The sequence below is a fragment of the Pseudomonas sp. Marseille-P9899 genome (genome assembly GCF_903166565.1).
Classification (GTDB): domain Bacteria; phylum Pseudomonadota; class Gammaproteobacteria; order Pseudomonadales; family Pseudomonadaceae; genus Aquipseudomonas; species Aquipseudomonas huaxiensis.
Map to the genome: position 1 here is coordinate 366,133 of NZ_CAESCG010000005.1, position 24,858 is coordinate 390,990.

A 24,858-nucleotide genomic window follows, 5' to 3' on the forward strand; every position below is an offset into this window, starting at 1 on the left:
GTAGGAGCGAGCTCGCTCGCGATGCGTTTCACCCCTTCCAGACCTTCCGCAATTTCCCCAACGCCTGCGCAATCCCCGCCTCTCCTACCGCCGCAAACCCCAACACCAACCCCGCACGCTTATCCACAGACGCGGGCGTCTCCGGCAGCCAGTAATCACTCAGTGGATTGATCTCCACACCCACCTCAAGCGCCCGTTCCACCAGCCACTGCTCACGCTCGAAGTTATCCACATCCACTTTGACGTGCAGCCCCGCCACCATTTCCGGCAACTCGCCCACACCCGGAATATCCACAGGCCAACCGGCCTGCAAGGCATTACGTCGACTCAGCGCCGCCCGCCGCATACGGCGGATATGCCGTTGAAAATGCCCTTGGGCCATGAACTGCGCCATCACCGTCTGCGTACCGACTTCCGAATGCCGCACCATCAACGCCCGACACCGGGAAAACGGCTCCACCAATTGCTGCGGCAGCACCAGGTAGCCCAGACGCAGGGCCGGAAAAGCCACCTTGCTGAAGGTGCCGACGTACAACACCCGCCCACTACGATCGAGCGCCGCCAGCGGTGCCAATGGCGCGCCGCTGTAGCGGTATTCACCGTCGTAGTCGTCCTCGACAATCCAGCGCTCGTTGCGCTCGGCCCAGGCCAGCAGTTCCAGGCGCCGGGCCAGGCTCATCACCACGCCCGTGGGGTATTGGTGTGAAGGCGTGACGTAGGCCAGGCGGCAATCACTCAAGGCAGCTAATGCGTTGCACTCGAGCCCTTCGTTATCCACAGCCACGCCGTGCATCGTCGCGCCGGTCAGGGCGAAGGCACAGGCGGCGGCGCGATAGCCCGGGTTTTCCACAGCGACCCCCGCCCCAGGCTCCAACAGCAACTGTGCACAAAGGCTGATTGCCTGCTGTGCGCCAGTGGTGATCACAATTTGTTCAGGCGTGCAGGAAAGTCCCCTCGATCGACGCAAATAAGCGGCAATCAGTTCGCGAAGCATCGGTTCACCTGCCGGATCGCCGTAGCCGAGGCTGTCCGCATCCGGATTTCGCCAGAAACCCGCCTGCAACTTGGCCCAGACCTCGAACGGAAACAGGTCGAAGGCCGGAACGCCGACCCGGAAAGCCCGTGGCGGACCGCTTCGTGGCGTGGGCAAATGGTGATTTTCCAGGCGAAAAAGCGCGTCCGTGTGGATAACTTTACTGGACGAATCAACAGTATTTTCAGGCGAAATTGTGGATAAGGCTGTTGATAAACCCCGGGATAACCTTGTGGATACTTTTGTGGACAACTTTGGCAGGTGGCTGACATAAGTCCCGTCGCCCACCCGACTTTCGATGAAGCCCTCGGCATACAGTTGGTCGTAGGCGCGCACCACGCTGTTTCGCGACAAACCGAGGATCGCCGCCATATCGCGGCTGGCCGGGAGCCGGGCGCCGCTGCCCAGTCGTCCATCGAGCACGCGCGCACGCAGTGCCTGGTAAAGCTGCCGGCTAAGGCCCTGGCGGCGATCAAGAACGATCCCGGTGGGATCGAACGGCAAGGAAACGGAAGGCTCTACCATTTTATTGGACCCAGGAAATTAGCCTGAAATGGCTCTTACACTAGACCAATAGCCTGCCTAGGATGAGTCCATTCGCCAAGGAAACTTTGTCATGTTCTCACCCAGCGCCTTCAAAGATGACGACCTGCAACGCCAGCTTCAGCACATCGAGAACACCCGCCTGGCGGTACTGATCACCCAAGGCGAGCAGGGCCTGCAAGCCAGCCATGTGCCGCTGCTGCTGAATCCCGATGAAGGCCCCAATGGCACGCTGTACGGGCACCTGGCCCGGGGCAACCGGCAATGGCAGGAACTGGAGCGCGGTGCCGAGGTGCTGGTGGTGTTTCCTGGCGCCGACGCCTATGTCAGCCCGGGCTTCTACCCGAGCAAGGCCGAGGACCCGCGGACCGTCCCGACCTGGAACTACACCGCGGTGCACGCTTGGGGCACGTCCCGCGTCTACCATGAAGCCGAACCGCTGCTGGATATCGTCCGGCGCCTGAGCGACCGCCATGAGCAGGGCCGCGAGCGTCCCTGGTCGGTGGACGACGCACCGGCCGATTACCTGCAAGGCATGCTCAAGGCCATCGTCGGTTTCGCCATACCTATCGAGCGCCTGCAGAGCAACCGCAAGCTCAGCCAGAACCGTTCGACCCTCGACCACGACGGCGTGCGCGACGGCCTGGCCGCCAGCCCCGACCCACTGGACAACCAACTCGCTGCGCTGATGCAGCAACCTTGAAGGAACGCGCCACATGTCTACCGTTCAGATCCGTCCGGTTAGCGCCGCCGATCACGCTGCCTGGCTGCCACTGTGGCGGGCCTACCTGCATTTCTATGAAACCCGCCTGCCCGACGACGTCAGTCAGGTGACCTGGCAACGCCTGCTCGACCCGGCCGAGACCACCAACTCGGCACTGGCCTGGATCGATGGCAAGGCCGTGGGCATGGTCAACTGGATCTACCACCGCTCCAACTGGTCTGTGGAAAACTCCTGCTACCTGCAGGACCTCTACGTTGACGGCAGCCAGCGCGGCAAGGGCGTCGGCCGCGAGTTGATCGAGCACGTCTACGCTGTCGCCCGCGAAGCCGGTTGCGCCAAGGTGCATTGGCTGACCCACGAAACCAACGCCACGGCCATTTCCCTGTACGAGCAGGTCGCCGAGCGTCCGGGCTTCATTCAGTTCCGCAAGCCGCTGTAAGACGGAGCCTTCCCATGAGTACGAATCTGAACGGGAACCCCGCCACGGAACCGCACCCGGAGCCATTGACCGGCCGCTTCATCCGCCTGGAGAAACTCGACCCGCGCCGGCACGGCGATGATCTCTGGCAGGTACTCCAGGGGCCGGGCGCCGATGGCCTGCTGTGGGACTACCTGCCTTATGGGCCTTTCAGCGAGCGCGCGCCGTTCGACCGCTGGCTGGAAGACAACGCCAGCAGCCGCGACCCGCTGTTCTATAGCGTCGTCGACCTGGCCAGCGGCCAGGTGCAAGGCATTCTCAGCCTGATGTCCATTGTCCCGGCGCACGGCCGCATCGAGATCGGCCATATCGCCTTCGGCGCGGCAATGCAGCGCACGCCCAAGGGCACGGAAGCGGTCTATCTGCTGGGCAAGCTGTCCTTCGAACTGGGCAACCGCCGCCTGGAATGGAAGTGCAACAACGCCAACGCCCGTTCGCGACGGGCTGCGGAGCGCTTCGGGTTCAGCTTCGAGGGGGTGTTCCGTCAACACATGGTGGTCAAGGACCAGAACCGCGAAACGGCCTGGTATTCGATCCTCGATGACGAGTGGCCGGCGATTGCCGCCGGCTTCGAGCGCTGGCTGAGCGAAGACAACCAGCGTTCCGAGGGTCAACTCAGAACGCTGGAAGCCTGCCGCGCCGCGCCGTAAGGCGTTACTTCAAACGCTGGGCCAACAGGGCGATATGCTCCGGGCCAATCCCGCAGCATCCGCCCAGCAGGCTGGCGCCACGTTGGCGCCAGTCCTGCGTCCAGTGCAGGTAACCGGGCGGATCGAGGTCTTCACGCAATTCGTCCAGGCCATCGTTGGCGGTGGCGTCCTTTGGCTGCGGCGGGAAAGCATTGGCATAGGCGCCGACGGCAATCTCCACGCCCAGGCGCTTGAAGGTCGCGATGGCGTCGTCGATGGCGGCACCAATCACCTCTGGCTGGCTGCAGTTGAACAGCAGGGTCTCCACGCCCAAGGCCGCAACGGCCTCGGCGGCGTCGACCACCGGCTCGCCGGAGCGCAGCCGCGGCACCTCATCGACATCCTCGTCCTGCAACGTGAACGACACCCAGAACGGCTTGCCGTCCTGCGGAAGGCCGGCGCGGATGGCCTGCACTTCAGCGATCGCGCTCTGGGTTTCTGCCAGCCACAGATCAACGTGTTCGGCCAGACCTTCAACCAGCGGCGTCAGCACGTCGCCGACGCGTTCAGCCTCATACAGGTCGGGGCGATAAGAACCGAACAACGGTGGCAATGACCCAGCCACGCGCACCGCTTGCGGTCCGGCGTCCGCCGCCACGCGAGCAAGTTGCCCGGCCGTGCTGGCCAGGGCGCGGCCCTCGGCCTTGAAACGTTCTTCGCCAATATGGAAAGGCACCACCGCATAACTGTTGCTGGTGATGACCTGGGCGCCCGCCTCGATATAGGCCCGGTGCACCGCCACCACCGCTTCCGGCGCCTCGCTCAATGCCAGTGCCGACCACTCCGGCTGCCGGAACGGCGCACCACGGCGCTGAAGCTCCCGACCCATGCCGCCATCAAGAATGACCAAAGCCTTTTCGCCCATATAACACCTGCTTCTAAAGATATAGATAAAACGTATTAGTGCCTCTATTGTTATAACTATCTAATACATCGCACGTTTTGTCTTACAACTTTTTCCGGTGATTCCTATGAAATTTTCTTCTCTGCTAGGCGCGGGCCTGCTGGCTCTCACTGCGACCCAAGCCTTCGCCGGTGCCACCCTGGACCGTGTGGAATCCCGCAAAGAGTTGGTCAACGTGCTGATGGAAAGCTATCCGCCGTTCTCCTTCCTCAATGAACAGAACCAGCTGGACGGCTTCGACGTCGATGTGGCCAAGGCCGTGGCTGACAAGCTGGGTGTGAAATTGCGCCTGGAAACGCCATCCTGGGACGTGATTGCCGCAGGACGCTGGAGCGGCCGCTACGACATCTGCATCTGCTCCATGACCCCGAGCAAGGCCCGCGCCGAGGTGTTCGCCTTCCCGGTCGAGTACTACGCCTCGCCCGCAGTGATCGTGGTCAACGCCAAGGACGAGCGCATTCACTCGGCCAAGGACCTCGACGGCCTGAAAGTCGGCCTGACCAGCGCCTCCAGCTACGAGAGCTACCTGAACAAGAACCTGGTGATCGAAGGCGCCGAAGACACCAAGCTTGAGTACCCCTTCGAAGCGGTGCAGATCGCCCCGTACGACACCGACAACGTCGCCTTCCAGGACCTCGGCCTGGGTGCCGGCGTGCGTCTGGATGCCATCCTCACCAACCTGGTCACCGCCAAGCCACGTCTGGATCAGGACAAGCGCTTCAAACTGGCCGGCGCGGCGCTCTACGAGGAGCCGAACTCGGTGGCCATCGAGAAAGGCGACGCCGAATGGGACGCCAAGGTTCGCGATGTCTTCGCGCAACTGAAGCAGGACGGCACCCTGACGCGCATTTCGCAGAAATGGATCGGCGCCGACATCAGTAAATGAGTGCTCAACAACCACTGCCGCCAAAGCCCGCCGAAACCCGCGCGGGCTTGCCGCTGCCGGGCTTCCGCGCCCGGCTCTACCTGACCTGGCTGGTCCTCCTGCTGGTGTTCGTGGGCTTCTTCCTGAGTTTTGATCTGAAGTTTTCGATCATCCTTGAGAAGTTTCCCAATCTGGCCGGCTTCAAACTCGGCCCGAACGGCTTCCTGCAAGGCGCCGCGCTGACCCTGTTCCTCTGCCTGTGTTCGATGGTCTGCTCGGTGGTGCTGGGCTTCGCCGCCGCGTTGGCGCGGCTGTCGAACAGCGCGGTGTTGCTGGGCATTGCCAGCTTCTACACCTCGTTCTTCCGCGGCACACCGCTGCTGATCCAGATCATGCTGCTCTACCTGGGCCTCCCGCAGATTGGCCTGGTGCCGGGCGCGATCACGGCGGGGATCATCGCCCTGTCGCTGAACTACGGCGCCTACCTGAGCGAAATCTTCCGCGCCGGCATCCTCGGCGTCGCCCAGGGCCAGCGCCAGGCGGCACTGGCGTTAGGCATGCGGCCGGCGACCATCTTTTGGCACGTCACCCTGCCCCAGGCCATGCGCACCATCATCCCGCCGGGGGCCAACCAGTTCATCTCGATGCTCAAGGATTCATCGCTGATTTCGGTGATGGGCGTGTGGGAAGTGATGTTCCTCGCGCAGTCCTACGGGCGCTCCAGCTACCGCTATCTGGAAATGCTCACGACCGCGGCGCTGATCTACTGGCTGCTGTCGTTTGCCCTGGAACTGGTGCAGGCGCGGTTGGAGCGGCATTACGGGAAGGGGTATCAGCGGTAAAAGTGAGTGGCGCCAGCGATTTGGCTGCTCACTCAGCGCAACCGATCCGGCCGCCTCATGACCCCCATCTGCAAACCGAACGGCCGGAACACGGCATTCAGCGAATTGAGTGTCGGGTTTCCTTCCCCCTGTTCAATCTGAATAAGGGTCCGCACCGAAATCTTGCACATCTTCGCAAACTGGGTTTGCTGCATCTTGGCGACTTCGATCCGCAACCGACGCACGGCGGCACCCAGTTCCAGTGAGCCATCGGCGATACCCGCCATTACGCTTTCGATCAGCAACCCTCGAATCTCGATCGAAACCGTCATAGCAACTCCCAGTCCTTCATGCGTTGTTCAAGGTTTTTCAAAGCGATCGCGGGGTGATTCATGACGGCGTCCGGCAAGCCGAGCCCGGACAGAAGATCAGGTAACGCCAGCAAACCACGGGCATCCTGACGCAATGTTTCAAACACCTGATCCGGATTCACCAGAGGCTTGAGAAGCTGACAGGCCGCACGCCAATCAACCTCCCCGCCACGCTCCACGGGCGAGGACCACTTGGTAGTCCGGGTGATGCCCTCAGCGTCCATCACCATGGGCGCAAGGTCATAGATCGGCGCCAGCCGCAGCGCGTCCTTGCCACGAATAATCGCCGTGTTGCGACCATGGTTGTCGGAGTTGCCGAGAATCTTGTTGATCAGATCACGGCGCAAATATTCCGCCACCAGATCAGGCACCTGATCCTTCTGCCCGGCATTTATCCACAGGGCGGCGAGCCTCTGGATAACCTCCAGATGATCCATTCGGCTGCCCGGCTCGGTCACCCCCGCCAGCGAATACACCGACTCCACCGCCAATCGCTCAACACCGGAAGCACCGATCCGGCGGTCAAAGCGCTTCATCCAGAGGCTGGGCTTATCGGCCTCTTTCAGGTCCAGTTCGGCAGTGGCTACCGTGTCGATACCAAGGCGTTGCAGCGCCGTGTAGTAGAGGTGTTCGGCACGCAAGATGGTCTGATCGTTGCCTAGCGCCTGGTTGCGAGAAAACTTCACAAACCAGTGGCAGGCAGCGTCCTCGTCATTCAGCACCGCATCCGGATAGAGCTGCCCGTCCCGCCCTTCTGTCAGCAGCAGCTTGGGCGCCTCGCCCCCGCCCCGTCGCCCCACCAATAGCCGCGCCCTGCTCGTAGGCATATTCAAGAAAGCGCTGATCGCGACTGACGACATCCTCGAAGCTGAACCCCATCGGGGCGCTGGTATCCAGGGCCTCGGCCGATTCCTTGATGCGCAGATTGCCAATCGGTGCCGGCGTGCTGCGCGTCAGCAAGAAGATGTCTTCAGCCAGCGTCTCCGGCTTTTCTCGCCCAATGTGTTTGAGCAAGAAGCGCTTGGCCGCTCCTGAGGGTGCGATGTCATAGAGAAAGGCCGGCGCCTTTCTCGATTGATGAGTATCGAAATCCACCGGTAGCGCGGCGCTGACGGCCTTGTCGAGGGTGGTCTGGTAGGCGTCCAGATTGGATTTCACATAGGCCGAGGTGTAAGCGAATTGGCAAGGACTCTGAAAACCGTCTTCTGGTTGAGAGAAGGTCAAAGTCATGGCGTCCTGCCACTCGCCTTGGGCGAACAGTTGGAGGGTCAACGGGTACATATCGGCCTCTCTCAGCTAAAGCATCTGATCTGCAATATAGTGCAAATTCTGAGGCCTAACAGGTAAATTTTCTGCATTTAAGTGCAGATGTTTTCAAGATTTATGCGATTTTCTGCATTTAAATGCATATCATCAAACGAAAAAAAGGGGAGCAATTCGCTCCCCATGAGGTTAACCGTTTACTGCCGAGGGCTTGATCAGCCCTCGATCTCGATCAGGATTTCGCCCGGGTTGACCCGGTCGCCCTTGGCAACGTGGATGGCGGTGACCTTGCCGGCAATCGGCGATTGCACTTCGGTTTCCATCTTCATCGCTTCGGTGATGAGCACCGCCTGACCGGCCTTGACCGTATCGCCTTCCTTGACCAGGACATCGACGATGTTGCCCGGCATGGTGGTGCTGATATGGCCCGGTGCAGTGGCCTGCTTGCGCTTGCTGCCACCGCCGCCGACGAACTCGTTGAGCGGTTCGAACACCACTTCTTCCGGCATGCCGTCGATGGACAGGTAGAAGTGACGCTTGCCTTCGGCCTTGACGCCCACACCGGTGATGTCGACGCGGTAGGTCTCGCCGTGCACGTCGATGACGAACTCGGTTGGCACGCCTTCACCGCTGGCCGAGGCCACGGCGCCAGCTTCCGGAATAGGCAGCAGCACTTCAGGGGTCAGGGTGCCGGCTTCGCGCTCTTCGAGGAACTTGCGCCCGATATCCGGGAACATGGCGAAGGTCAGGACGTCTTCTTCCGACTTGGCCAGGGCGCCGATGTCCGCGCGCAGCTTGGTCATTTCCGGCTTCAGCAGGTCCGCCGGACGCACGTCGATCACTTCTTCGCTGCCGATGGCCTGGCGACGCAGTTGCTCGCTGACCACGCCCGGCGCCTTGCCGTAGCCGCCTTGCAAGTAGAGCTTCACTTCGTTGGTGATGGTCTTGTAGCGCTCGCCGGCCAGTACGTTGAAGAACGCCTGGGTACCGACGATCTGCGAAGTCGGGGTCACCAGCGGCGGGAAGCCGAGGTCTTCACGCACTCGCGGGATCTCCGCCAGCACTTCGTTCATGCGGTTCAGCGCGCCCTGCTCTTTGAGCTGGTTGGCCAGGTTGGAAATCATGCCGCCGGGCACCTGGTTGACCTGAACACGGGTGTCGACCGAGGTGAATTCGCTTTCGAACTGGTGGTATTTCTTACGCACAGCGTAGAAGTACAGGCCGATTTCCTGCAGCAGTTGCAGATCCAGGCCGGTGTCGAATTCGCTGCCCTTGAGCGCGGCGACCATCGATTCGGTACCCGGGTGGCTAGTGCCCCAGGCGAAGCTGGAGATGGCGGTGTCGATATGATCCGCGCCGTTCTCGATCGCCTTGAGCTGGCACATCGCAGCCAGGCCAGCAGTGTCATGCGAGTGGATGAACACGGGCAGCGACTGCTCGGCTTTCAGCGCCTTGACCAGTTCGCCGGTGGCGAACGGGGTCAGCAGGCCGGCCATGTCCTTGATCGCGATGGAGTCGCACCCCATGGCTTCCATTTGCTTGGCCTGGGCGACGAAGGCGTCGATGGTGTGAACCGGGCTGGTGGTGTAGGCGATGGTGCCCTGGGCATGTTTGCCAGCGGCCTTCACGGCTTCGATGGCCACGCGCAGGTTACGCACGTCGTTCATCGCGTCGAAGATGCGGAAGACGTCGATGCCGTTGACTGCGGCCTTGGCGACGAACGCCTTGACCACGTCATCGCTGTAGTGGCGGTAGCCCCGCAGGGTCTGGCCGCGCAGGAGCATTTGCAGGCGGGTGTTGGGCAACGCCGCGCGCAGTTTGCGCAGGCGCTCCCACGGGTCTTCCTTGAGGAAGCGCACACAGGCGTCGAAGGTCGCGCCGCCCCAGACTTCCAGTGACCAGTAGCCGACTTTGTCGAGCTTGTCGCAGATCGGCAGCATGTCGTCGGTGCGCATGCGGGTGGCCAGCAGGGACTGGTGGGCGTCGCGCAGGATTGTGTCGGTTACGAAAATTTTCTTGGACATTATGGGTTCCTCACAGGCCTGCATGCGCGGCGATGGCGGCGGCGATGGCCAAAGCCAGCTCTTCGGGTTTGCGCTTGATCGAGTAGTTGGTCAGTTCCGGATGGCTTTCCACGAAGCTGGTGTTGAACTGGCCGCTGCGGAACTCCGGATTGCGCAGGATTTCCTGGTAGTACGCGGCAGTGGTCTTGACCCCCTGCAAACGCATGTCATCCAGGGCGCGCAGGCCGCGGTCCATGGCTTCTTCCCAGGTCAGCGCCCAGACCACCAGTTTCAGACACATGGAGTCGTAGTACGGCGGAATGGTGTAGCCGGTATAGATCGCCGTGTCGGTACGCACGCCGGGACCGCCGGGCGCGTAGTAACGGGTGATCTTGCCGAAGCTGGGCAGGAAGTTGTTCTTCGGGTCTTCAGCGTTGATCCGGAACTGCAGGGCGAATCCGCGGTGCTGGATGTCTTCCTGCTTGACCGACAGCGGCAGGCCCGAGGCAATGCGGATCTGCTCGCGAACGATGTCGATGCCGGTGATTTCCTCGGTGATGGTGTGTTCCACCTGCACCCGGGTGTTCATTTCCATGAAGTACACCTCGCCATCGGCGAGCAGGAACTCCACGGTACCGGCGTTTTCATAACCGACCGCCTTGGCCGCGCGCACCGACAGGTCGCCGATGTAGGCGCGCTGTTCCGGGGTGAGCTGCGGGCTCGGGGCGATCTCGATCAGCTTCTGGTTGCGGCGCTGGATCGAGCAGTCGCGCTCGAACAGGTGCACCACATTGCCGAAGCTGTCGCCAAGAATCTGGGCTTCGATGTGTTTCGGGTTGACGATGCACTTTTCCAGGAAGACTTCCGCCGAACCGAAGGCTTTGGTCGCTTCGGAAATGACCCGGGGGAAGGCCTGCTCCAGCTCGTCGCGGCTGTTGCAGCGACGAATCCCGCGGCCGCCGCCACCGGACGTGGCCTTGAGCATCACCGGATAACCGATGCGTTCACCTTCCTGCAGGGCCTCATGGATGTCGGCAACGTTGCCTTCGGTGCCGGGCGTAACCGGTACGCCGGCCTTGATCATGCTGCGGCGGGCTTCGGTCTTGTCGCCCATGCGGCGAATGACTTCGGCGGCCGGGCCGATGAACTTGATCCCACGCTCCGCGCAGATATCTGCCAGTTCGGCGTTTTCCGACAGGAAACCATACCCCGGGTGCAGTGCATCGCAGCCGGTTTCCACAGCCAGGTTCACCAGCTTGCGCGGGTTCAGGTAACCGGCCAGTGGCTCGGCACCAATGCTGTGAGCCTCATCGGCACGCTTGACGTGCAAGGCGTGACGGTCGGCGTCGGAATAGATCGCCACGGAGCGGATACCCATTTCGGCGCAAGCCCGCACGATCCGAACTGCGATTTCACCCCGGTTGGCGATCAGGATTTTTTTTATCACTGGATTCTTCCCAAAGCCGCTGGACAAACAACCGGGCTCTGCCGGTCGGCGCGTGACCAGAGCTAGCTGGCCAGTCGCACAAACACCCTAGCGCTGTAGGTGAATAAACAAAAATCAATATTTGTTAGAGGCTCCATTAGCAAAAGCTTATAGTGCTGTTACAAGGTTTTGCCAAGGGCTGGGGATAACATGCGTAAGTCATTGATGCGTATGACATTGCGTCAATTGCAGATCTTCAATGAAGTGTGCGATTTGCGCTCTTACAGCCGCGCCGCGGAGGAAATGGCGCTGACGCAACCCGCCGTTAGTCTACAGATCCGCCAGCTCGAAGAACTGGTCGGCCAGCCGCTGTTCGAGTACGTCGGCAAGAAACTCTACCTCACCGAAGCCGCCGAGGCCCTGCAGCGCGCCAGCCGGGACATCTTCGGCCGCCTGGAAAGCCTCGACATGCAGCTTTCCGACATGCAGGGCTCGTTGCAGGGCCAACTGAAGCTGGCGGTCGAGTCGAGCGCCAAGTACTTCGTGCCGCACTTGTTCGCAGCGTTCAAGAAGCTCCATCCCGAGGTCAACCTGACGCTCACGGTGGTCAACCGCGCCCAGGCGATCCGGCGCCTTTCCGACAATCGTGACGATTTGATCATCATGTCGATGGTCCCGCAGGACATGGGCCTGGAATTTCTGCCGTTCCTCAACAACCCGATCGTCGCCGTCGCCCCGCCCGACCACCCGCTGTGCAAGCTGGACAGCCTGCGCCTGCAGGATCTGGAGCCGCATACGCTGCTGGTGCGCGAGCAAGGCTCCGGCACCCGCAAGGCCTGCGAGGAGTACTTCAAGGAAAAGCGCGTGCACTTCACCCAGACGCTGGAAGTGGCCTCGGCCGACGCCCAGCGCGAATGCGTGATTGCCGGGCTGGGCATCGCCCTGCTGACCCGTCATGCGTTGAATATGGAACTGGCGACCGGCGTGCTGCGCGAGTTGCCGGTGGAAGAGCTGCCGCTGTACCGAAGCTGGTGCGTGGTGCAATCCAAGGCCAAGCGGCAGTCGCCGGTGGCCTTGGCGTTTCTTGCGTTCATTCGCAGCGAACGTGTGCAGATCAGCGCGCTTGTTGAGCGTTTCTCTGGGGTTCTGCCGCCGATACCTGCCACAGATTGACGGCTTGCAGGTCGGGGTAGTCGGTGATGTCCTGGAGCAGGCGGCGCTGCTCGCAGTAGCTTTCGATCGCGCGGCGATACTCCATGCGGCGCAGGTCTTTTTCCTGTTGCTTACGGGATTTGGCGCTGGGCTGATACGAGCCATCGAGTTCACGAGCCATTGCATATCCCCTGATCGAGTGCGGGAGTTTCAGCCTGACTGGCAAAGTTGACGGTTTGACGGCGAGTGGGTGACAGAGGCGTTAAACGCAGTGGCAAGCGACAAGCTGCAAGCCGCAAGCAAAGCAGGGGGAAAGTGCTTTCCAGCCGCTTATGGCTTGAAGCTTGAAGCTCAATCTTCCACGTTTTTCAGCGACTTGGGCGACAACCGCAGGCTGCGCAAGCTGCGCTTGACGCTCTTGAGGTGGTTGACCAGGCTCGGACCGCGGGCCATGGCCACGCCCATGGCCAGCACGTCGATCACCACCAGGTGAGCGATACGCGAGGTCAGCGGGGTGTAGATTTCGGTGTCTTCATGGACATCGATGGCCAGGTTGACCGTCGACAACTCGGCCAGAGGCGTCTGGCTCGGGCACAAGGTGATGAGCGTGGCGCCGCTTTCACGCACGAGGTTCGCGGTGATCAGCAGGTCCTTGGAACGACCGGACTGGGAGATGCACACCGCCACGTCGCCGGGCTTGAGGGTTACCGCCGACATGGCTTGCATGTGCGGGTCGGAGTACGCCGCCGCGCTGAGCAGCAGGCGGAAGAACTTGTGCTGGGCATCGGCCGCTACCGCACCGGAAGCACCGAACCCGTAGAACTCGACACGCTGGGCTTGGGCCATGGCAGTCACTGCGCGTTGCAGGGCCTGAGCGTCGAGGTTCTCGCGCACTTCCATCAGGGTGTGCAGGGTGGTATCGAAGATTTTCAGGCTGTAGTCGGCGACCGAGTCATCTTCGTGGATGGCAAACTGACCGAAACTGGCACCGGCGGCGAGGCTCTGCGCCAGCTTGAGGTTCAGGTCCTGGAAGCCCGAGCAGCCAATCGCCCGGCAGAAGCGCACGATGGTCGGCTCGCTGATGCCAACGTTGTGCGCCAGATCAGCCATGGAGCTGTGCATGACCGCCGCAGGGTCAAGCAATACGTGGTCGGCAACCTTGAGTTCCGATTTGCGTAGCAGGTGGCGCGACTGGGCGATGTGTTGCAACAGATTCAATGGCGGGACTCGGTTATGATCGGCTGGCCGGTTGTAGCAATCTTGTAGTTATACTACATGACCAGCGAACCGCCCCGCTAAACGAATCAGGAGTGTGGTGGTATTGACTATTCCTTGTGACATTCTGGTCTTCGGCGGTACCGGTGACCTAGCCCTGCACAAACTGCTTCCAGCGCTCTATCACCTGTTTCGCGAGGCTCGCCTGCACCCTGCGGTGAGGATCGTCGCGCTGGCCCGAAGCCCCATGCCGCGCAATAGTTTTCAAAAACTTGCAGAGCGCCGTTGCCGCGCCCAGATCGCCCGCAACGACTTCGACGAAGACACCTGGCACCGCTTCTCCACCCGCCTCGACTACTTCTCCATGGACGCCTCGCAAAGCGCTGATTTCGGCCGCCTGGCGCATTTCCTCGGCGAACCCGGTGGCCTGGCCCGCATCTACTACCTCGCCACCGCGCCCAACCTGTTCGTGCCCATCGTCACCCACCTGCACATTGCCGGTTTGGTGGACAGCGAATCGCGCATCGTCCTGGAAAAACCCATCGGCCACTCGCTGGAATCGGCCACCGCCATCAACAGTGCGATTGGCGCAGTGTTCGACGAATCCCAGGTGTTTCGCATCGACCACTACCTGGGCAAGGAAACCGTGCAGAACCTCATGGCCCTGCGGTTCGCCAACGCGCTGCTGGAGCCCGTCTGGCGTGCGAACCAGATCGACCACGTGCAAATCAGCGTCTGCGAGACCCTCGGCGTGGAAAATCGCGGCGCCTACTACGACCGCGCCGGCGCCACCCGCGACATGCTGCAGAACCACCTGTTGCAACTGCTCTGCCTGGTGGCCATGGAGCCGCCGGCGCGGTTCGAGGCAGAGGCGGTACGCGACGAGAAAGTGAAGATCCTTCGCGCCCTCAAGCCAATCACCGACCAGGACGTCCAGGACAAGACCGTGCGCGGCCAGTACAGCGCCGGCAAGATCGGCGGCCAGGAAGTGCCGGCCTATTACTTCGAGAAGGATGTGGACAACGACAGCGACACCGAGACCTTCGTCGCCGTCGAAGCCCACATCAACAACTGGCGCTGGGCCGGCGTGCCGTTCTACCTGCGCACCGGCAAGCGGCTGGCCAAGCGCTCGTCGCAAATCGTCATCCAGTTCAAGCCCGTGCCACATCGGTTGTTCGAGGACGATCGCGCCAACCAGTTGCTGATCCAGCTACAGCCGGACGAACGCATCAGCCTGCAGATGATGACCAAGACGCCGGGCAAGGGCATGCGCCTGGAACCGGTTGAGCTGAACCTGAACCTGGCCCAGGTGTTCGGCCAGACACGGCGCTGGGAGGCGTACGAGCGTTTGCTGCTGGATGTGCTGGATGGCGATTCGACGCTGTTCATGCGGCGTGACGAGGTAGAGGCGGCCTGGGCCTGGATCGACCCGATCCTCAATGGCTGGCAGGAGCACTTCCAGACACCGCGCCCCTACCACGCCGGCACCAACGGCCCGGAGCAGGCCCACAGTCTGCTGGCCCGCCACGGACGCGCCTGGCACGGCTGATGCCTACCAGACCGCGTCTTCCTGAAGCAGCCGCGCGAGCGTGGCGGCTTCGACGGGGCGGCTGATCAGGTAGCCCTGGACCTCGTCGCAGCCCTGCTCGCGCAGGAACTTGAGTTGTTCAAGGGTTTCCACGCCCTCGGCCACCACCTGCAAGTCCAGGCTGTGAGCCATGACAATGATCGCGCGGGTGATCGCAGCGTCTTCGCTGCCTTCACTCAGGCCGCGGATGAACGTCTGGTCGATCTTCACGTAATCCACCGGGAAGCGCTTCAGGTAGCTGAGCGAGGAATAACCCGTGCCGAAATCGTCGATGGCCAGCTTCACGCCCAGCTCATGCAACTGCTGGAAGATCGCGATGATGTGCTCGACGCTGTCCAGCAGTTGGCTTTCCGTCAGTTCCAGCTCGAGCAACTGCGGCTCCAGCCCGGTTTCCTCAAGCACCTGGCGCACCAGGCTGACCAGCTTGCCCTGGCGCAACTGGTAGACCGACAGGTTCACCGACACGCGGATCGGGGCCAGCCCCTGCCGCTGCCATTCACAGGCCTGCCAGCAGGCCTGACGCAGAACGAATTCGCCCATGGGCGCAATCAGTCCGGTTTCTTCCGCAAGGCCGATGAAATCTCCCGGCGGCACCATCCCCATGGCCGGGTGATGCCAGCGCACCAGCGCCTCGGCGGCGTGCAGGTGACCGCTGGCAAGGCACACCTTGGGCTGATAGTAGACCTCCAGTTGCCGCTCCTCGATGGCTTTGCGCAACTGGTTTTCCAGTTGCAGGCGGTCGAGGGTGCTGGCCTGCAGGCTCTCGGTATAGAACTGGAAGTTGTCGCCGCCCAGGTGCTTGGCATGCTGCATGGCCATGTTCGCCTGGCTGACCAACTGGTTCAGTTCGAGCGTCATGTCGGACAGCAGCGCAATCCCCACCGAGGCGCTGATCACCAGCTCATGACCGTCGACCCGCACCGGCACCCGCAACTTGTCCAGCAGCCGGGTGGCAACCCTGACCAGGCTCGACAGATTGCTGTAACCATCGAACAGAACCGCGAATTCGTCACCGGAAAGCCGGGCCACGGTGTCGGCCTCGGGCATCGCGTTGCCGATGCGCATGGCCATCTGCTTGAGCAACTGGTCGGCGACTTCATGGCCAAGGCTGTCGTTGAGCAGCTTGAAGCGATCCAGGTCGATATGCATCAACGCCAGGCTACGGCCGCTGGTACGCAGGCGCTGCCCCGCCTCGTGCAGGCGCAGGCGGAATAGCGCGCGGTTGGCCAGGCCGGTGAGTTCGTCGTAATGGGCGAGGTAGCGCAGACGCTCCTCGGATTCGCGCCGCTCGGAAAGATCGCTGAAGAAGCCGACAACGTTGCTGATATTGCCGCGACTGTCGCAGACGCCGTTCAGTTGCAACCACTGCGGGTACAACGAACCGTCCTTGCGCGCTTCGACCAGTTCGCCCTGCCAACGCCCCTGCTGCTCCAGCGCTTGATCGATCGCCCCATAGTGCCGCCGTGCATCGAGGCTGCAGGGTAATTCCAGAGCATTGCGGCCCAGCAGTTCTTCGCGGCTGTAACCGGTCATCCGGCAAAACGCCTGGTTGAGCGCCAGCAGTTGGTAATCCGGGCCGAGAATGGCGATCCCTTCACTGGCCGCTTCGAACACCGTCGCCGCCAACCGTTGCTGTTCTTCCTGAGCCTTGCGCGCGCTGATGTCGCGACGGGTGCCGATCATCCTTATTACACGGCCACTGCTGTCGCGCTCCACGGCGCGACCGCGGTCTTCGATCCAGCACCAGTGGCCCAGGTTGTGGCGGAAACGGTACTCGATACGGTAATCGTCGGTGCGACCCTTGAGGTGTTCCACCAGCGTGCGCCTCAGTGCCGGCACGTCGTCAGGATGCAGGCGCGGCTTGAGATGCACGAGCATCGCCTTGACGCCGTCGGGATTGAGGCCGAACAGCTCCATGAGCTGGGTGTGATGCACCTCGTCGGTTTGCAGGTTCCAGTCCCACAGACCCAGCTCACTCGCCTCCAGCGCCTGGGCCAGACGCTGCTCACTCTTGCTCAAGGCCTGGTTGGCGGCGTCCAGCTCGGCGCTGCGCTGGAACACGCGGTGCTCCAGCCCCGCCTGGGCTTCACGCAGTTGCTCCTCGACCCCACGGCGCTGTTCGACTTCCCCGGCCAGTGCCTGGTTGAGCCGTTCGCTGCGGGTGTGGGCGGCTTGCAGATGCTCGATCAGCGCCTGGTTCTGGAAGCGTCGCAACAGGCTGTGCTCGATCAGCCGATTGACCTGCCAGGCCACCACCAGCAATGCGCTCAACAGAATCAGGCCGAGCAGGCCCCAGCCCTGCTGCTGTTGATCACCCGTCCAGAACAGGAAGGCGATCGGCGGCAGCAGGCATGGCAGGGCAAAACTGAGGAAAGCCGGCAGGCTGACGGCGTAGGCCACGCTGGCCGAGAGGGTCGCGGCACCGAGCAGGCCGAATACCCAGGCCTGCTGCACGAAGTTATCCACAGGGACAAGCGCGATCGCCGCGCTGGCTAGCGTCAAGCCACTGAAGGCCGAGCCCAGGAGGAACATCCGGCGCCAGGTCGGTTTCGCCTGGCGGTCGGGCATGGCGGCGTCGAACGCGGCCACCTGGATCACCCGCAGGGCGACCAGCGCCATCAGCCACACCACCCAGATGCTCACCAGCAGATAACGCTGCGGGCTCCACAACAACCAGGCGCAGACCAGGCCGTTGAGCAGCATGAACAGCGTCGGCAACAGAGAACCTTGATACAACAGACGGGTACGCTCGACCGCCAGCTGCGTGGCGAACTGCTTGCGTATTCCTCGGCGCGCCTCGATTGGCACGCTCGCGGGGCCAGATGCGAGTGTCATGGGCAATGTTCTTGTAATGGTGAGCCGCAAACGTGGACGGAGCATACACAAGCATCCGCTCAGGCCAAACTGCTCTGTGTCATAAATTCGTACCCTCTTTTGCCATCCTTTTGTTCCGTGCCGACCGCTCAAGCGCACGGGCGAAGGCTTGCGCCCGATGACCGGCCGGTCGGCGGACACATCTTTTTCCCCGGCGGGTTTGCCCATGGCTCTGTTGCCCCCATAGAATGGGCGGATGCACGATGATCTCTCTCTCCTGTTGAACTCCCTCAACGATGCCCAGCGCCAGGCCGTAGCCGCGCAGGTCGGGCGTCAGTTGGTCCTGGCCGGTGCCGGCTCCGGCAAGACCCGTGTGCTGGTGCACCGTATCGCCTGGTTGATCCAGGTCGAACGGGCCTCGCCGCACTCGATCCTGTCGGTGACCTTCACCAACAAGGCCGCCGCCGAGATGCGCCACCGCATCGAGCAGTTGCTGGGCATCAGCCCGGCCGGCATGTGGGTCGGCACCTTCCACGGCCTGGCCCACCGCCTGCTGCGCGCGCACTGGCAGGAAGCCGGGCTGAACCAGAACTTCCAGATCCTCGACAGCGATGACCAGCAACGCCTGGTCAAGCGGGTGATCCGCGACCTCGGCCTGGATGAGCAGCGCTGGCCGGCCCGCCAGGCGCAGTGGTTCATCAACGGACAGAAAGACGAAGGCCTGCGGCCCCAGCACATCCAGGTCAATGGCGACCTGTTCCTGGGCACCATGCGCAGCATCTATGAAGCCTACGAAGCCGCCTGCCAACGCGCCGGCGTCATCGACTTCTCCGAATTGCTGCTGCGCGCCCTGGACCTGTGGCGTGACAGCCCCGGCCTGCTGCAGCACTACCAGCGGCGCTTCCGTCACCTGCTGGTGGACGAGTTCCAGGACACCAACGCCGTGCAGTACGCCTGGTTGCGCCTGCTGGCCCAAGGTGGCGACAGCCTGATGGTGGTCGGCGACGACGACCAGTCCATTTATGGCTGGCGCGGCGCGCGGATCGAGAACATCCAGCAATTCTCTACCGACTTCCCCGATTCCGAAGTGATCCGCCTGGAGCAGAACTACCGCTCCACCGCCGGCATCCTCAAGGCTGCCAACGCCCTGATCGCCAACAACAGCGGGCGTCTGGGCAAGGAACTCTGGACCGATGGTGGCGATGGCGAGCCGCTGAGCCTGTACGCCGCCTTCAACGAGCACGACGAAGCCCGCTACGTGGTGGAAACCATCGAAAGCGCGCTGAAGACCGGCATGTCCCGCAGCGACATCGCCATCCTCTACCGCTCCAACGCCCAGTCGCGTGTCTTGGAAGAGGCGCTGCTGCGCGAACGCATTCCTTACCGCATCTACGGCGGCCCGCGCTTCTTCGAGCGTGCCGAGATCAAGAACGCCATGGCCTACCTGCGTCTGCTGGAAGGCCGTGGCAACGACGCCGCGCTGGAACGGGTTATCAACGTCCCGCCGCGGGGCATCGGCGAAAAACCCGTCGAAGCCATCCGTGAACATGCCCGCCACGCCCAGCTTTCCATGTGGGAAGCGATGGCCCAGTTGCTCGCCAACAAAGCCCTCAAGGGCCGCGCCGCGAGCGCTTTGGGCGCGTTTATCGAGCTGATCGAAAACCTCGCTGCCAAAGTCACGGACATGCCGCTGCACCTGATGACCCAGACCGTCATCGAGCAGTCCGGGCTGATCGTCTATCACCAGGAAGAAAAAGGTGAAAAGGGCCAGGCACGGGTAGAAAACCTTGAGGAACTGGTCAGCGCCGCGCGCAACTTCGAGAGCGCCGAGGAAGATGCCGACCTGTCGCCGCTGTCGGCCTTCCTCGGTCACGCCTCGCTGGAAGCCGGCGATGCCCAGGCCGACGAGCACGAAGACAGCATCCAGTTGATGACCCTGCACAGCGCCAAGGGCCTGGAATTCCCTCATGTGTTCCTGGTGGGCATGGAAGAAGGCCTGTGCCCGCACAAGATGAGCCTGGAAGAGCCCGGCCGTCTCGAAGAGGAACGGCGCCTGGCATACGTGGGTATCACCCGCGCCATGCAGCAGTTGGTCATGACCTACGCGGAAACCCGACGCTTGTACGGCAGCGAGACCTACAACAAGGTTTCCCGCTTCGTACGCGAGATCCCCGCAGGTCTGGTCCAGGAAGTGCGCCTGTCCAACAGTGTCAGCCGACCCTTCTCCGGCGCGCAGAAACAGACCGTCAACAGCCTGTTCGCCAACGCCAACATCCCGCAGACCAGCTTCAACCTCGGTCAGCGCGTCCAGCACGCGGTATTCGGCGAAGGTGTCATTCTCAACTTCGAGGGTTCCGGTGCCCAGGCTCGGGTCCAGGTGAACTTCGCCGAAGGCAGCAAGTGGCTGATGCTCGGCTACGCCAAGCTCGAAGCCATCTAAGAGAAAAATCCGACCATGGGCGTGGGCCTTTCCTTCTATAGATGAAGGAAAGGCCCATGGCCTGCTGTGTAGGCGGTCAGACTTTTCAGGCAAAAGATGGAAACATGTTGTCGCTGGTCATGTGTCAGGGAACCTGTGCACCATGGCGCGCGTGTAATCCACAAACGGGAATACCCTTCTATGCAACGTTTTCTAAGCATCGCCCTGGCGCTGTGCATCGGTCTCACCATGAGCCTCGACGCCAACGCCAAGCGCTTCGGCGGCGGCAAGAGCTCGGGCGCCGCACCGACGCACCAGGCCCGTCAGGCCACCCCTGCCAACCCTGCCGCCACCCCGAACGCGCCAGGCCGTGCTCCTGCCGCCGCCAGCGGCGCTTCGAAATGGCTCGGCCCGCTGGCCGGTATCGCCGCAGGTGGCCTGCTGGCCTCCATGCTGATGGGCGATGGTTTCGAAGGCATGCAGATCTTCGACATCCTGATCATGGCGCTGATTGCGTTCCTGGTCTTCCGCTTCATCGCCGCGCGCCGTCGCAAGCAGCAGCAGCCACAAATGGCAGCCGCTGGCCACCCGCCGTATCAGCGTGAAGCCTACGAGCAGCCTGCCCAGCCGTCGATCTTCGGTGGCTCTGCACCTGCCGCGGCCGCCCGCCCGGTGATCAACGCCCCGGCCTGGTTCAATGAGCAGAACTTCCTGGCGGCCGCCCGCAGCCACTTCCAGTCGCTGCAACAGCACTGGGATGCCAACGAGATGGACAAGATCGCCGAGTTCGTGACCCCGCAGATGCTGCAGTTCCTCAAGCAGGAGCGTGCCGATCTGGGTGACACCTTCCAGTCCACCTACATTGATGACCTGCAAGTGCAGCTTGAAGGTGTCGACGATCGTGCCGACAAGACCATCGCCACTCTGACCTTCAGTGGTGTGTCGAAGACTTCGCGTTTCGACAAGGGCGAAGTGTTCAGCGAAAGCTGGAACATGGAGCGTGCTCCAGGCGAGAACCAGCCTTGGCTGGTCGCAGGTATCCGCCAGAACGGCTGATCTTGAGGCGCCGCACAGAAAAAACCCCGGGCTTGCCCGGGGTTTTGCTTTTAGCGCACCGCCCTACTAGGGTATAACGCGCAACGCTTTGAAAAGGTCAGGACACAGAGGACAAGCACCGTGGAAGAAGTCATCGAACAGCTTCGTGAAGCCAACGAACCGGTACCGGTACCGCTTGAGCTACCCGACGAAGACCAACTGGTCGAAATCGAAGAAGAGTTGTTCATCAACATTCCGTTTGTCTTCAAGGAATTCCTGCTGACCGTCAGTGATGTGGTTTATGGCAGCCTGGAGCCGGTGACTGTCACCGATCCACAATCCCATACCTACCTGCCGGAAGTTGCCGCGAACGCCTGGGACGCCGGCGTGCCGCGCGACCTGATTCCGATCTGCCAGGACGGCGACGATTACTACTGCGTCGAGGAAGACGGCACCGTGGTGCTGTGGTCCGGCGAAGAAGAGATCGTCACCGAAGAAAGCTGGGAGTCGGTGTGGCACTGGGTGCGGGATGTCTGGCTGGAAAGCTGAATCAATTCCCTTATACAAATTAATGGCTCTTGGCCATCAATGTTCGTAGAATCCGCCGCGTCTTCCTGTGCGTGGCGGGCCGCTACCGCTCCATCCCCTCGGACATACGTCCCGCACGCACAGGAAGCCCCCTCGCCGTTTACGGGTCTTCGATGTCGATTCATCCTCGTTGGTTGCTGTCATTTACGCTGATGCTGCTCGCAGGCTGTCAGGCGCCTCTGACGCAATTGCAGGAACTGAGCACCGAGCACGCCCACCGCGTCACCCTCGAGTCGTCCCGACCGTTTCCCCTCGCCATGAGCCTCCCGCTAGCGCGCCCCTCCGGCAGCCGCTTGCGTGTCTATCTGGAAGGCGACGGCCATGCCTGGGCTACCGCAACCCAACCCAGCCTCGACCCCAGCCCGCGCACGCTGCTGCTGGCCCGCCTGGCAATGAGCGATCCTCAACCGAGCGTGTACCTCGCGCGACCTTGTCAGTTCGTCAGCAGCCCGGCGTGCAAACCCGTGGTCTGGACCGACCAGCGTTTCGGCCAGGCGGCACTCGACAGCCTCGACCAGGCCCTGGACCGTATTCGACAGCACTATGGCAATCGGGATTTCGAGCTGATCGGTTACTCCGGCGGCGCGGCATTGGCGCTGTTGCTCGCCGCAAAACGCGACGACATCGCGGTAGTGCAGACCCTGGCCGGCAACCTCAGCCCGCGCCAGTGGACGCAAAGCCTGGGCTTGAGCCCTCTGCACGGTTCGCTGGAACCACTGGACCGCTCGGGACGGCTAGCTCGGGTCGCGCAGCGACACTTTCTCGGCCTGGACGACCGCACGGTGCCGCCAGCGCTCTATGAACATTACCGAAGCGCACTGGGCCCCGCAGCGTGCATCGAGAGTGTCCGCCTGCCGGGGGTCGATCATGCGGAAGGCTGGGCTGAGGCCTGGGCGCAGTGGCGCGACCGGCCACTGCGCTGCGCGCCTCAATGATGATGTTCTTTCTGGTTCTCGAGGGTTTCGAGCAAGGCGATCTGCATCCGCGTGTGTACCCGAATGAACCAGCGCCAGAGCAACGCCACCACACCCGCCGCCACCACGGCGATCAATAGCAGCAGCTCGTTGGTCGGCAGGATGCTCGCCGACAACGCCGAGAGCAGCAGGAAGATCACCAGCAGCGAGAGCAGCGGAATGACCTCGGCGATCACCCGGCGCACGCGCTGGGTATGACGGCCGGCCATTTCCGGCTTCACACCCATTTCCGCCAGCAACATCGACAGCGCCTTGAGCTTGCGGTACGCGGCAATCAGGAACGGCAGCGAAAGCAGCAAGGCCAGGCCCCAGATCAGCGCCTTCTGCTGACCAATATCTGGCAGCCAGTGGGTGAGATAGGTCCCGATCTGTACGGCGAAATAACCACCACTGAAGAAGATCGCCACCACCAGCGCCAGGTTCACGCCAACCTGCAACAGGATGCGCCGGATCATCGACGCCAGCATCGCCCCCTCACCCTGCGGCTGAATGCTACGCAGCCATTCGCCATACAAAGACAGCACCCGGGACAAACGGCTCGGGACCACCTTGGCCAGCTTTATCGACAGCGGATCGGCGGCACGGATCAGGTACGGCGTCAGCAGCGTGGTGATGGCGGACACCGCTACGGCCACCGGATACAGGAAGTCGCTGGTCACCTGCAGGGTCATGCCCAGCGCGGCGATGATGAAGGAAAACTCGCCAATCTGTGACAGGCCCATCCCGACACGCAGTGAGGTACGACCATCGTTGCCGGCGATAAAGGCTCCCATGCCGCAGGACAGCATCTTGCCCAGTACCACCGCGATGGTGATAACCACGATCGGCCAGATGTACTCCACCAATACCGTCGGGTCGATCATCAGGCCAATGGCGACGAAGAAGATGGCGCTGAACATGTCACGAACCGGCTCGATCAGGCGCTCGATCTTCACCAGTTGTCGCGACTCGGCCATGATTGCACCGATCAGGAAGGCGCCCAATACCATGCTGTATTCCAGCTTGACCACCAGCAGGCAGAAGCCGAAGCACAGGCCGAGCACGGTGATCAGCAGCATTTCATTGCTTTCGAAGCGCGCCACGTAGGCCAACAGCCGCGGAACCAGAAGGATGCCGATCACCAGCGCGACGATCATGAACAGCGACAGCTTGCCAACGGTGGAGAACACTTCGCCAGAGCTGACCGTGCCGCTGACGGCGATGCCGGAGAGCAGCGCGATGATGCCAATCCCGAGGATGTCCTCGACGATCAGCACGCCGAAGATCAGTTGGGCGAAGCGCTCGTTCTTCATCTTCAGGTCATTGAGCGCCTTGACGATGATGGTGGTGGAGGAAATCGCCAGGATCGCGCCGAGGAACAGCGAGTCCATGGTGCTCCAGCCAAACCAGCGGCCGATTTCGAAACCGATCCAGATCATCAGGACGATTTCCAGGAACGCGGCAATGAACGCCGTGGCGCCCACCTTGAAGAGCTTGCCGAGGCTGAATTCCAGGCCCAGGCAGAACATCAGGAAGATCACCCCGAGCTCGGCGAGCGTCTTGATGGTGTCTTCGTCGTGGATAAGGCCGAATGGCGGGGTGTGCGGGCCGATGATGAAGCCGGCGACGATGTAGCCCAGCACGACGGGCTGCTTGAGACGATGAAAGAGAATGGTGACTACACCGGCAACCAGCATGATCACCGCCAGATCCTGGATAAAGCTGATGGCATGCACGGCGTAACGCTCCTTACTTCTCATGCGAAGAACAAAGCGCGACCCAACCCCAGCTCGGATTGAGTTGCGGACGTTTCTGTTTTAAATGTAGGAAATAGACCTGTTACAAAGTCGTTTCTGGAGGTTATCACCGACGACTGCTGCAAAATGGTCGTGCAATATGCAGAAACAGATCGGCACTTCCATCACCGCAAATGGCATGAAACGCGTGACGAGAGGCGAGGTGTCAGCGTCCCGT

Annotated in this window: 20 protein-coding genes and 1 pseudogene; 11 read left to right on the forward strand and 10 right to left on the reverse strand. The window is 62.0% G+C overall.

Annotation, left to right across the window (positions count from 1 at the left end; genetic code table 11):
* Positions 1–28: 28 nt before the first annotated feature.
* A complete protein-coding gene (pdxR, locus tag HWV67_RS24120) occupies positions 29–1,558 on the reverse strand; it encodes a MocR-like pyridoxine biosynthesis transcription factor PdxR (RefSeq protein WP_175653072.1) in 1,530 nt (509 codons plus the stop codon).
* Positions 1,559–1,649: 91 nt separating this feature from the next.
* Here pdxR and HWV67_RS24125 point away from each other — a divergent pair, with 91 nt between their 5' ends.
* The 3 genes from HWV67_RS24125 to HWV67_RS24135 are packed head-to-tail and all read left to right on the forward strand — an operon-like array spanning position 1,650 to position 3,428.
* The gene (locus tag HWV67_RS24125) at positions 1,650–2,279 is read left to right on the forward strand and encodes an FMN-binding negative transcriptional regulator (RefSeq protein WP_175653073.1); all 630 of its coding nucleotides are present in this window, start codon (positions 1,650–1,652) and stop codon (positions 2,277–2,279) included.
* Between the two features lie 13 nt (positions 2,280–2,292).
* Entirely contained in the window at positions 2,293–2,739 is a 447-nt protein-coding gene (locus HWV67_RS24130) for a GNAT family N-acetyltransferase (protein WP_175653074.1), read from the forward strand.
* A 14-nt stretch (positions 2,740–2,753) separates the two neighbouring features.
* Entirely contained in the window at positions 2,754–3,428 is a 675-nt protein-coding gene (locus HWV67_RS24135; protein ID WP_175653075.1) for a GNAT family N-acetyltransferase, read from the forward strand.
* Positions 3,429–3,432: 4 nt separating this feature from the next.
* Here the strand turns inward: HWV67_RS24135 and HWV67_RS24140 are convergent, their stop codons facing one another.
* Positions 3,433–4,332 (reverse strand): homocysteine S-methyltransferase family protein, encoded by a 900-nt coding sequence (locus HWV67_RS24140; protein WP_110969817.1) that lies wholly within the window; start codon positions 4,330–4,332, stop codon positions 3,433–3,435.
* Positions 4,333–4,438: 106 nt separating this feature from the next.
* On the opposite strand from HWV67_RS24140, the gene HWV67_RS24145 reads away from it, so the two are divergent.
* Both HWV67_RS24145 and HWV67_RS24150 read left to right on the forward strand, forming a co-directional pair.
* Complete coding sequence (locus HWV67_RS24145) at positions 4,439–5,257, forward strand: ABC transporter substrate-binding protein (RefSeq protein ID WP_175653076.1); 819 nt, start codon at positions 4,439–4,441, stop codon at positions 5,255–5,257.
* Positions 5,254–6,078 carry an amino acid ABC transporter permease gene (locus HWV67_RS24150; protein ID WP_175653077.1) on the forward strand — a complete coding sequence of 275 codons (825 nt, stop codon included), beginning with the start codon at positions 5,254–5,256 and terminating at the stop codon, positions 6,076–6,078. The genes HWV67_RS24145 and HWV67_RS24150 overlap by 4 nt, the downstream gene beginning before the upstream one ends.
* 32 nt (positions 6,079–6,110) lie before the next feature.
* On the opposite strand, the gene HWV67_RS24155 is transcribed toward HWV67_RS24150, so the two are convergent.
* From HWV67_RS24155 to HWV67_RS24170, 4 genes and pseudogenes are all read right to left on the reverse strand, one after another.
* Positions 6,111–6,389, reverse strand: a complete 279-nt coding sequence (locus HWV67_RS24155) for a helix-turn-helix domain-containing protein (protein WP_175653078.1) — start codon at positions 6,387–6,389, stop codon at positions 6,111–6,113.
* Positions 6,386–7,709 (reverse strand): annotated as a pseudogene (locus tag HWV67_RS24160) (type II toxin-antitoxin system HipA family toxin). The gene HWV67_RS24155 and the pseudogene HWV67_RS24160 overlap by 4 nt, the downstream one beginning before the upstream one ends.
* A gap of 197 nt (positions 7,710–7,906) precedes the next feature.
* On the reverse strand, positions 7,907–9,715 hold the full coding sequence (oadA, locus tag HWV67_RS24165) for a sodium-extruding oxaloacetate decarboxylase subunit alpha (RefSeq protein WP_175653079.1): 1,809 nt from the start codon (positions 9,713–9,715) through the stop codon (positions 7,907–7,909).
* A 10-nt stretch (positions 9,716–9,725) separates the two neighbouring features.
* A complete protein-coding gene (locus HWV67_RS24170) occupies positions 9,726–11,141 on the reverse strand; it encodes an acetyl-CoA carboxylase biotin carboxylase subunit (protein WP_110969821.1) in 1,416 nt (471 codons plus the stop codon).
* 204 nt (positions 11,142–11,345) lie between these two features.
* On the opposite strand from HWV67_RS24170, the gene HWV67_RS24175 reads away from it, so the two are divergent.
* On the forward strand, positions 11,346–12,293 hold the full coding sequence (locus HWV67_RS24175; RefSeq protein WP_175653128.1) for a LysR family transcriptional regulator: 948 nt from the start codon (positions 11,346–11,348) through the stop codon (positions 12,291–12,293).
* On the opposite strand, the gene HWV67_RS24180 is transcribed toward HWV67_RS24175, so the two are convergent.
* The gene (locus HWV67_RS24180) at positions 12,235–12,453 is read right to left on the reverse strand and encodes a PA3496 family putative envelope integrity protein (protein WP_095158899.1); all 219 of its coding nucleotides are present in this window, start codon (positions 12,451–12,453) and stop codon (positions 12,235–12,237) included. The genes HWV67_RS24175 and HWV67_RS24180 overlap by 59 nt on opposite strands.
* 170 nt (positions 12,454–12,623) lie before the next feature.
* Positions 12,624–13,490: a transcriptional regulator HexR gene (gene hexR, locus HWV67_RS24185; RefSeq protein WP_175653080.1), complete on the reverse strand. Its 867-nt coding sequence runs from the start codon at positions 13,488–13,490 to the stop codon at positions 12,624–12,626.
* 103 nt (positions 13,491–13,593) lie between these two features.
* Here hexR and zwf point away from each other — a divergent pair, with 103 nt between their 5' ends.
* Positions 13,594–15,036, forward strand: coding sequence for a glucose-6-phosphate dehydrogenase (gene zwf / locus HWV67_RS24190; RefSeq protein ID WP_175653081.1), 1,443 nt, complete (start codon positions 13,594–13,596; stop codon positions 15,034–15,036).
* A gap of 3 nt (positions 15,037–15,039) precedes the next feature.
* Here zwf and HWV67_RS24195 read toward each other — a convergent pair whose 3' ends face one another.
* Entirely contained in the window at positions 15,040–17,910 is a 2,871-nt protein-coding gene (locus HWV67_RS24195; RefSeq protein ID WP_175653082.1) for a putative bifunctional diguanylate cyclase/phosphodiesterase, read from the reverse strand.
* A 235-nt stretch (positions 17,911–18,145) separates the two neighbouring features.
* Between HWV67_RS24195 and uvrD the strand changes: the two genes are divergently transcribed.
* The 4 genes from uvrD (at position 18,146) to HWV67_RS24215 (ending at position 22,866) form a co-directional block, all read left to right on the forward strand.
* Positions 18,146–20,329, forward strand: coding sequence for a DNA helicase II (gene uvrD, locus HWV67_RS24200; protein WP_175653083.1), 2,184 nt, complete (start codon positions 18,146–18,148; stop codon positions 20,327–20,329).
* A 180-nt stretch (positions 20,330–20,509) separates the two neighbouring features.
* On the forward strand, positions 20,510–21,364 hold the full coding sequence (locus HWV67_RS24205) for a Tim44 domain-containing protein (protein ID WP_110969824.1): 855 nt from the start codon (positions 20,510–20,512) through the stop codon (positions 21,362–21,364).
* 120 nt (positions 21,365–21,484) lie between these two features.
* On the forward strand, positions 21,485–21,892 hold the full coding sequence (locus HWV67_RS24210; RefSeq protein ID WP_095158893.1) for an SMI1/KNR4 family protein: 408 nt from the start codon (positions 21,485–21,487) through the stop codon (positions 21,890–21,892).
* 152 nt (positions 21,893–22,044) lie between these two features.
* The gene (locus HWV67_RS24215) at positions 22,045–22,866 is read left to right on the forward strand and encodes an alpha/beta hydrolase (RefSeq protein ID WP_256680190.1); all 822 of its coding nucleotides are present in this window, start codon (positions 22,045–22,047) and stop codon (positions 22,864–22,866) included.
* On the opposite strand, the gene HWV67_RS24220 is transcribed toward HWV67_RS24215, so the two are convergent.
* The gene (locus HWV67_RS24220) at positions 22,860–24,620 is read right to left on the reverse strand and encodes a cation:proton antiporter (protein WP_095158892.1); all 1,761 of its coding nucleotides are present in this window, start codon (positions 24,618–24,620) and stop codon (positions 22,860–22,862) included. The two genes, HWV67_RS24215 and HWV67_RS24220, sit on opposite strands and share 7 nt — an antisense overlap.
* Between the last annotated feature and the right edge of the window lie 238 nt (positions 24,621–24,858).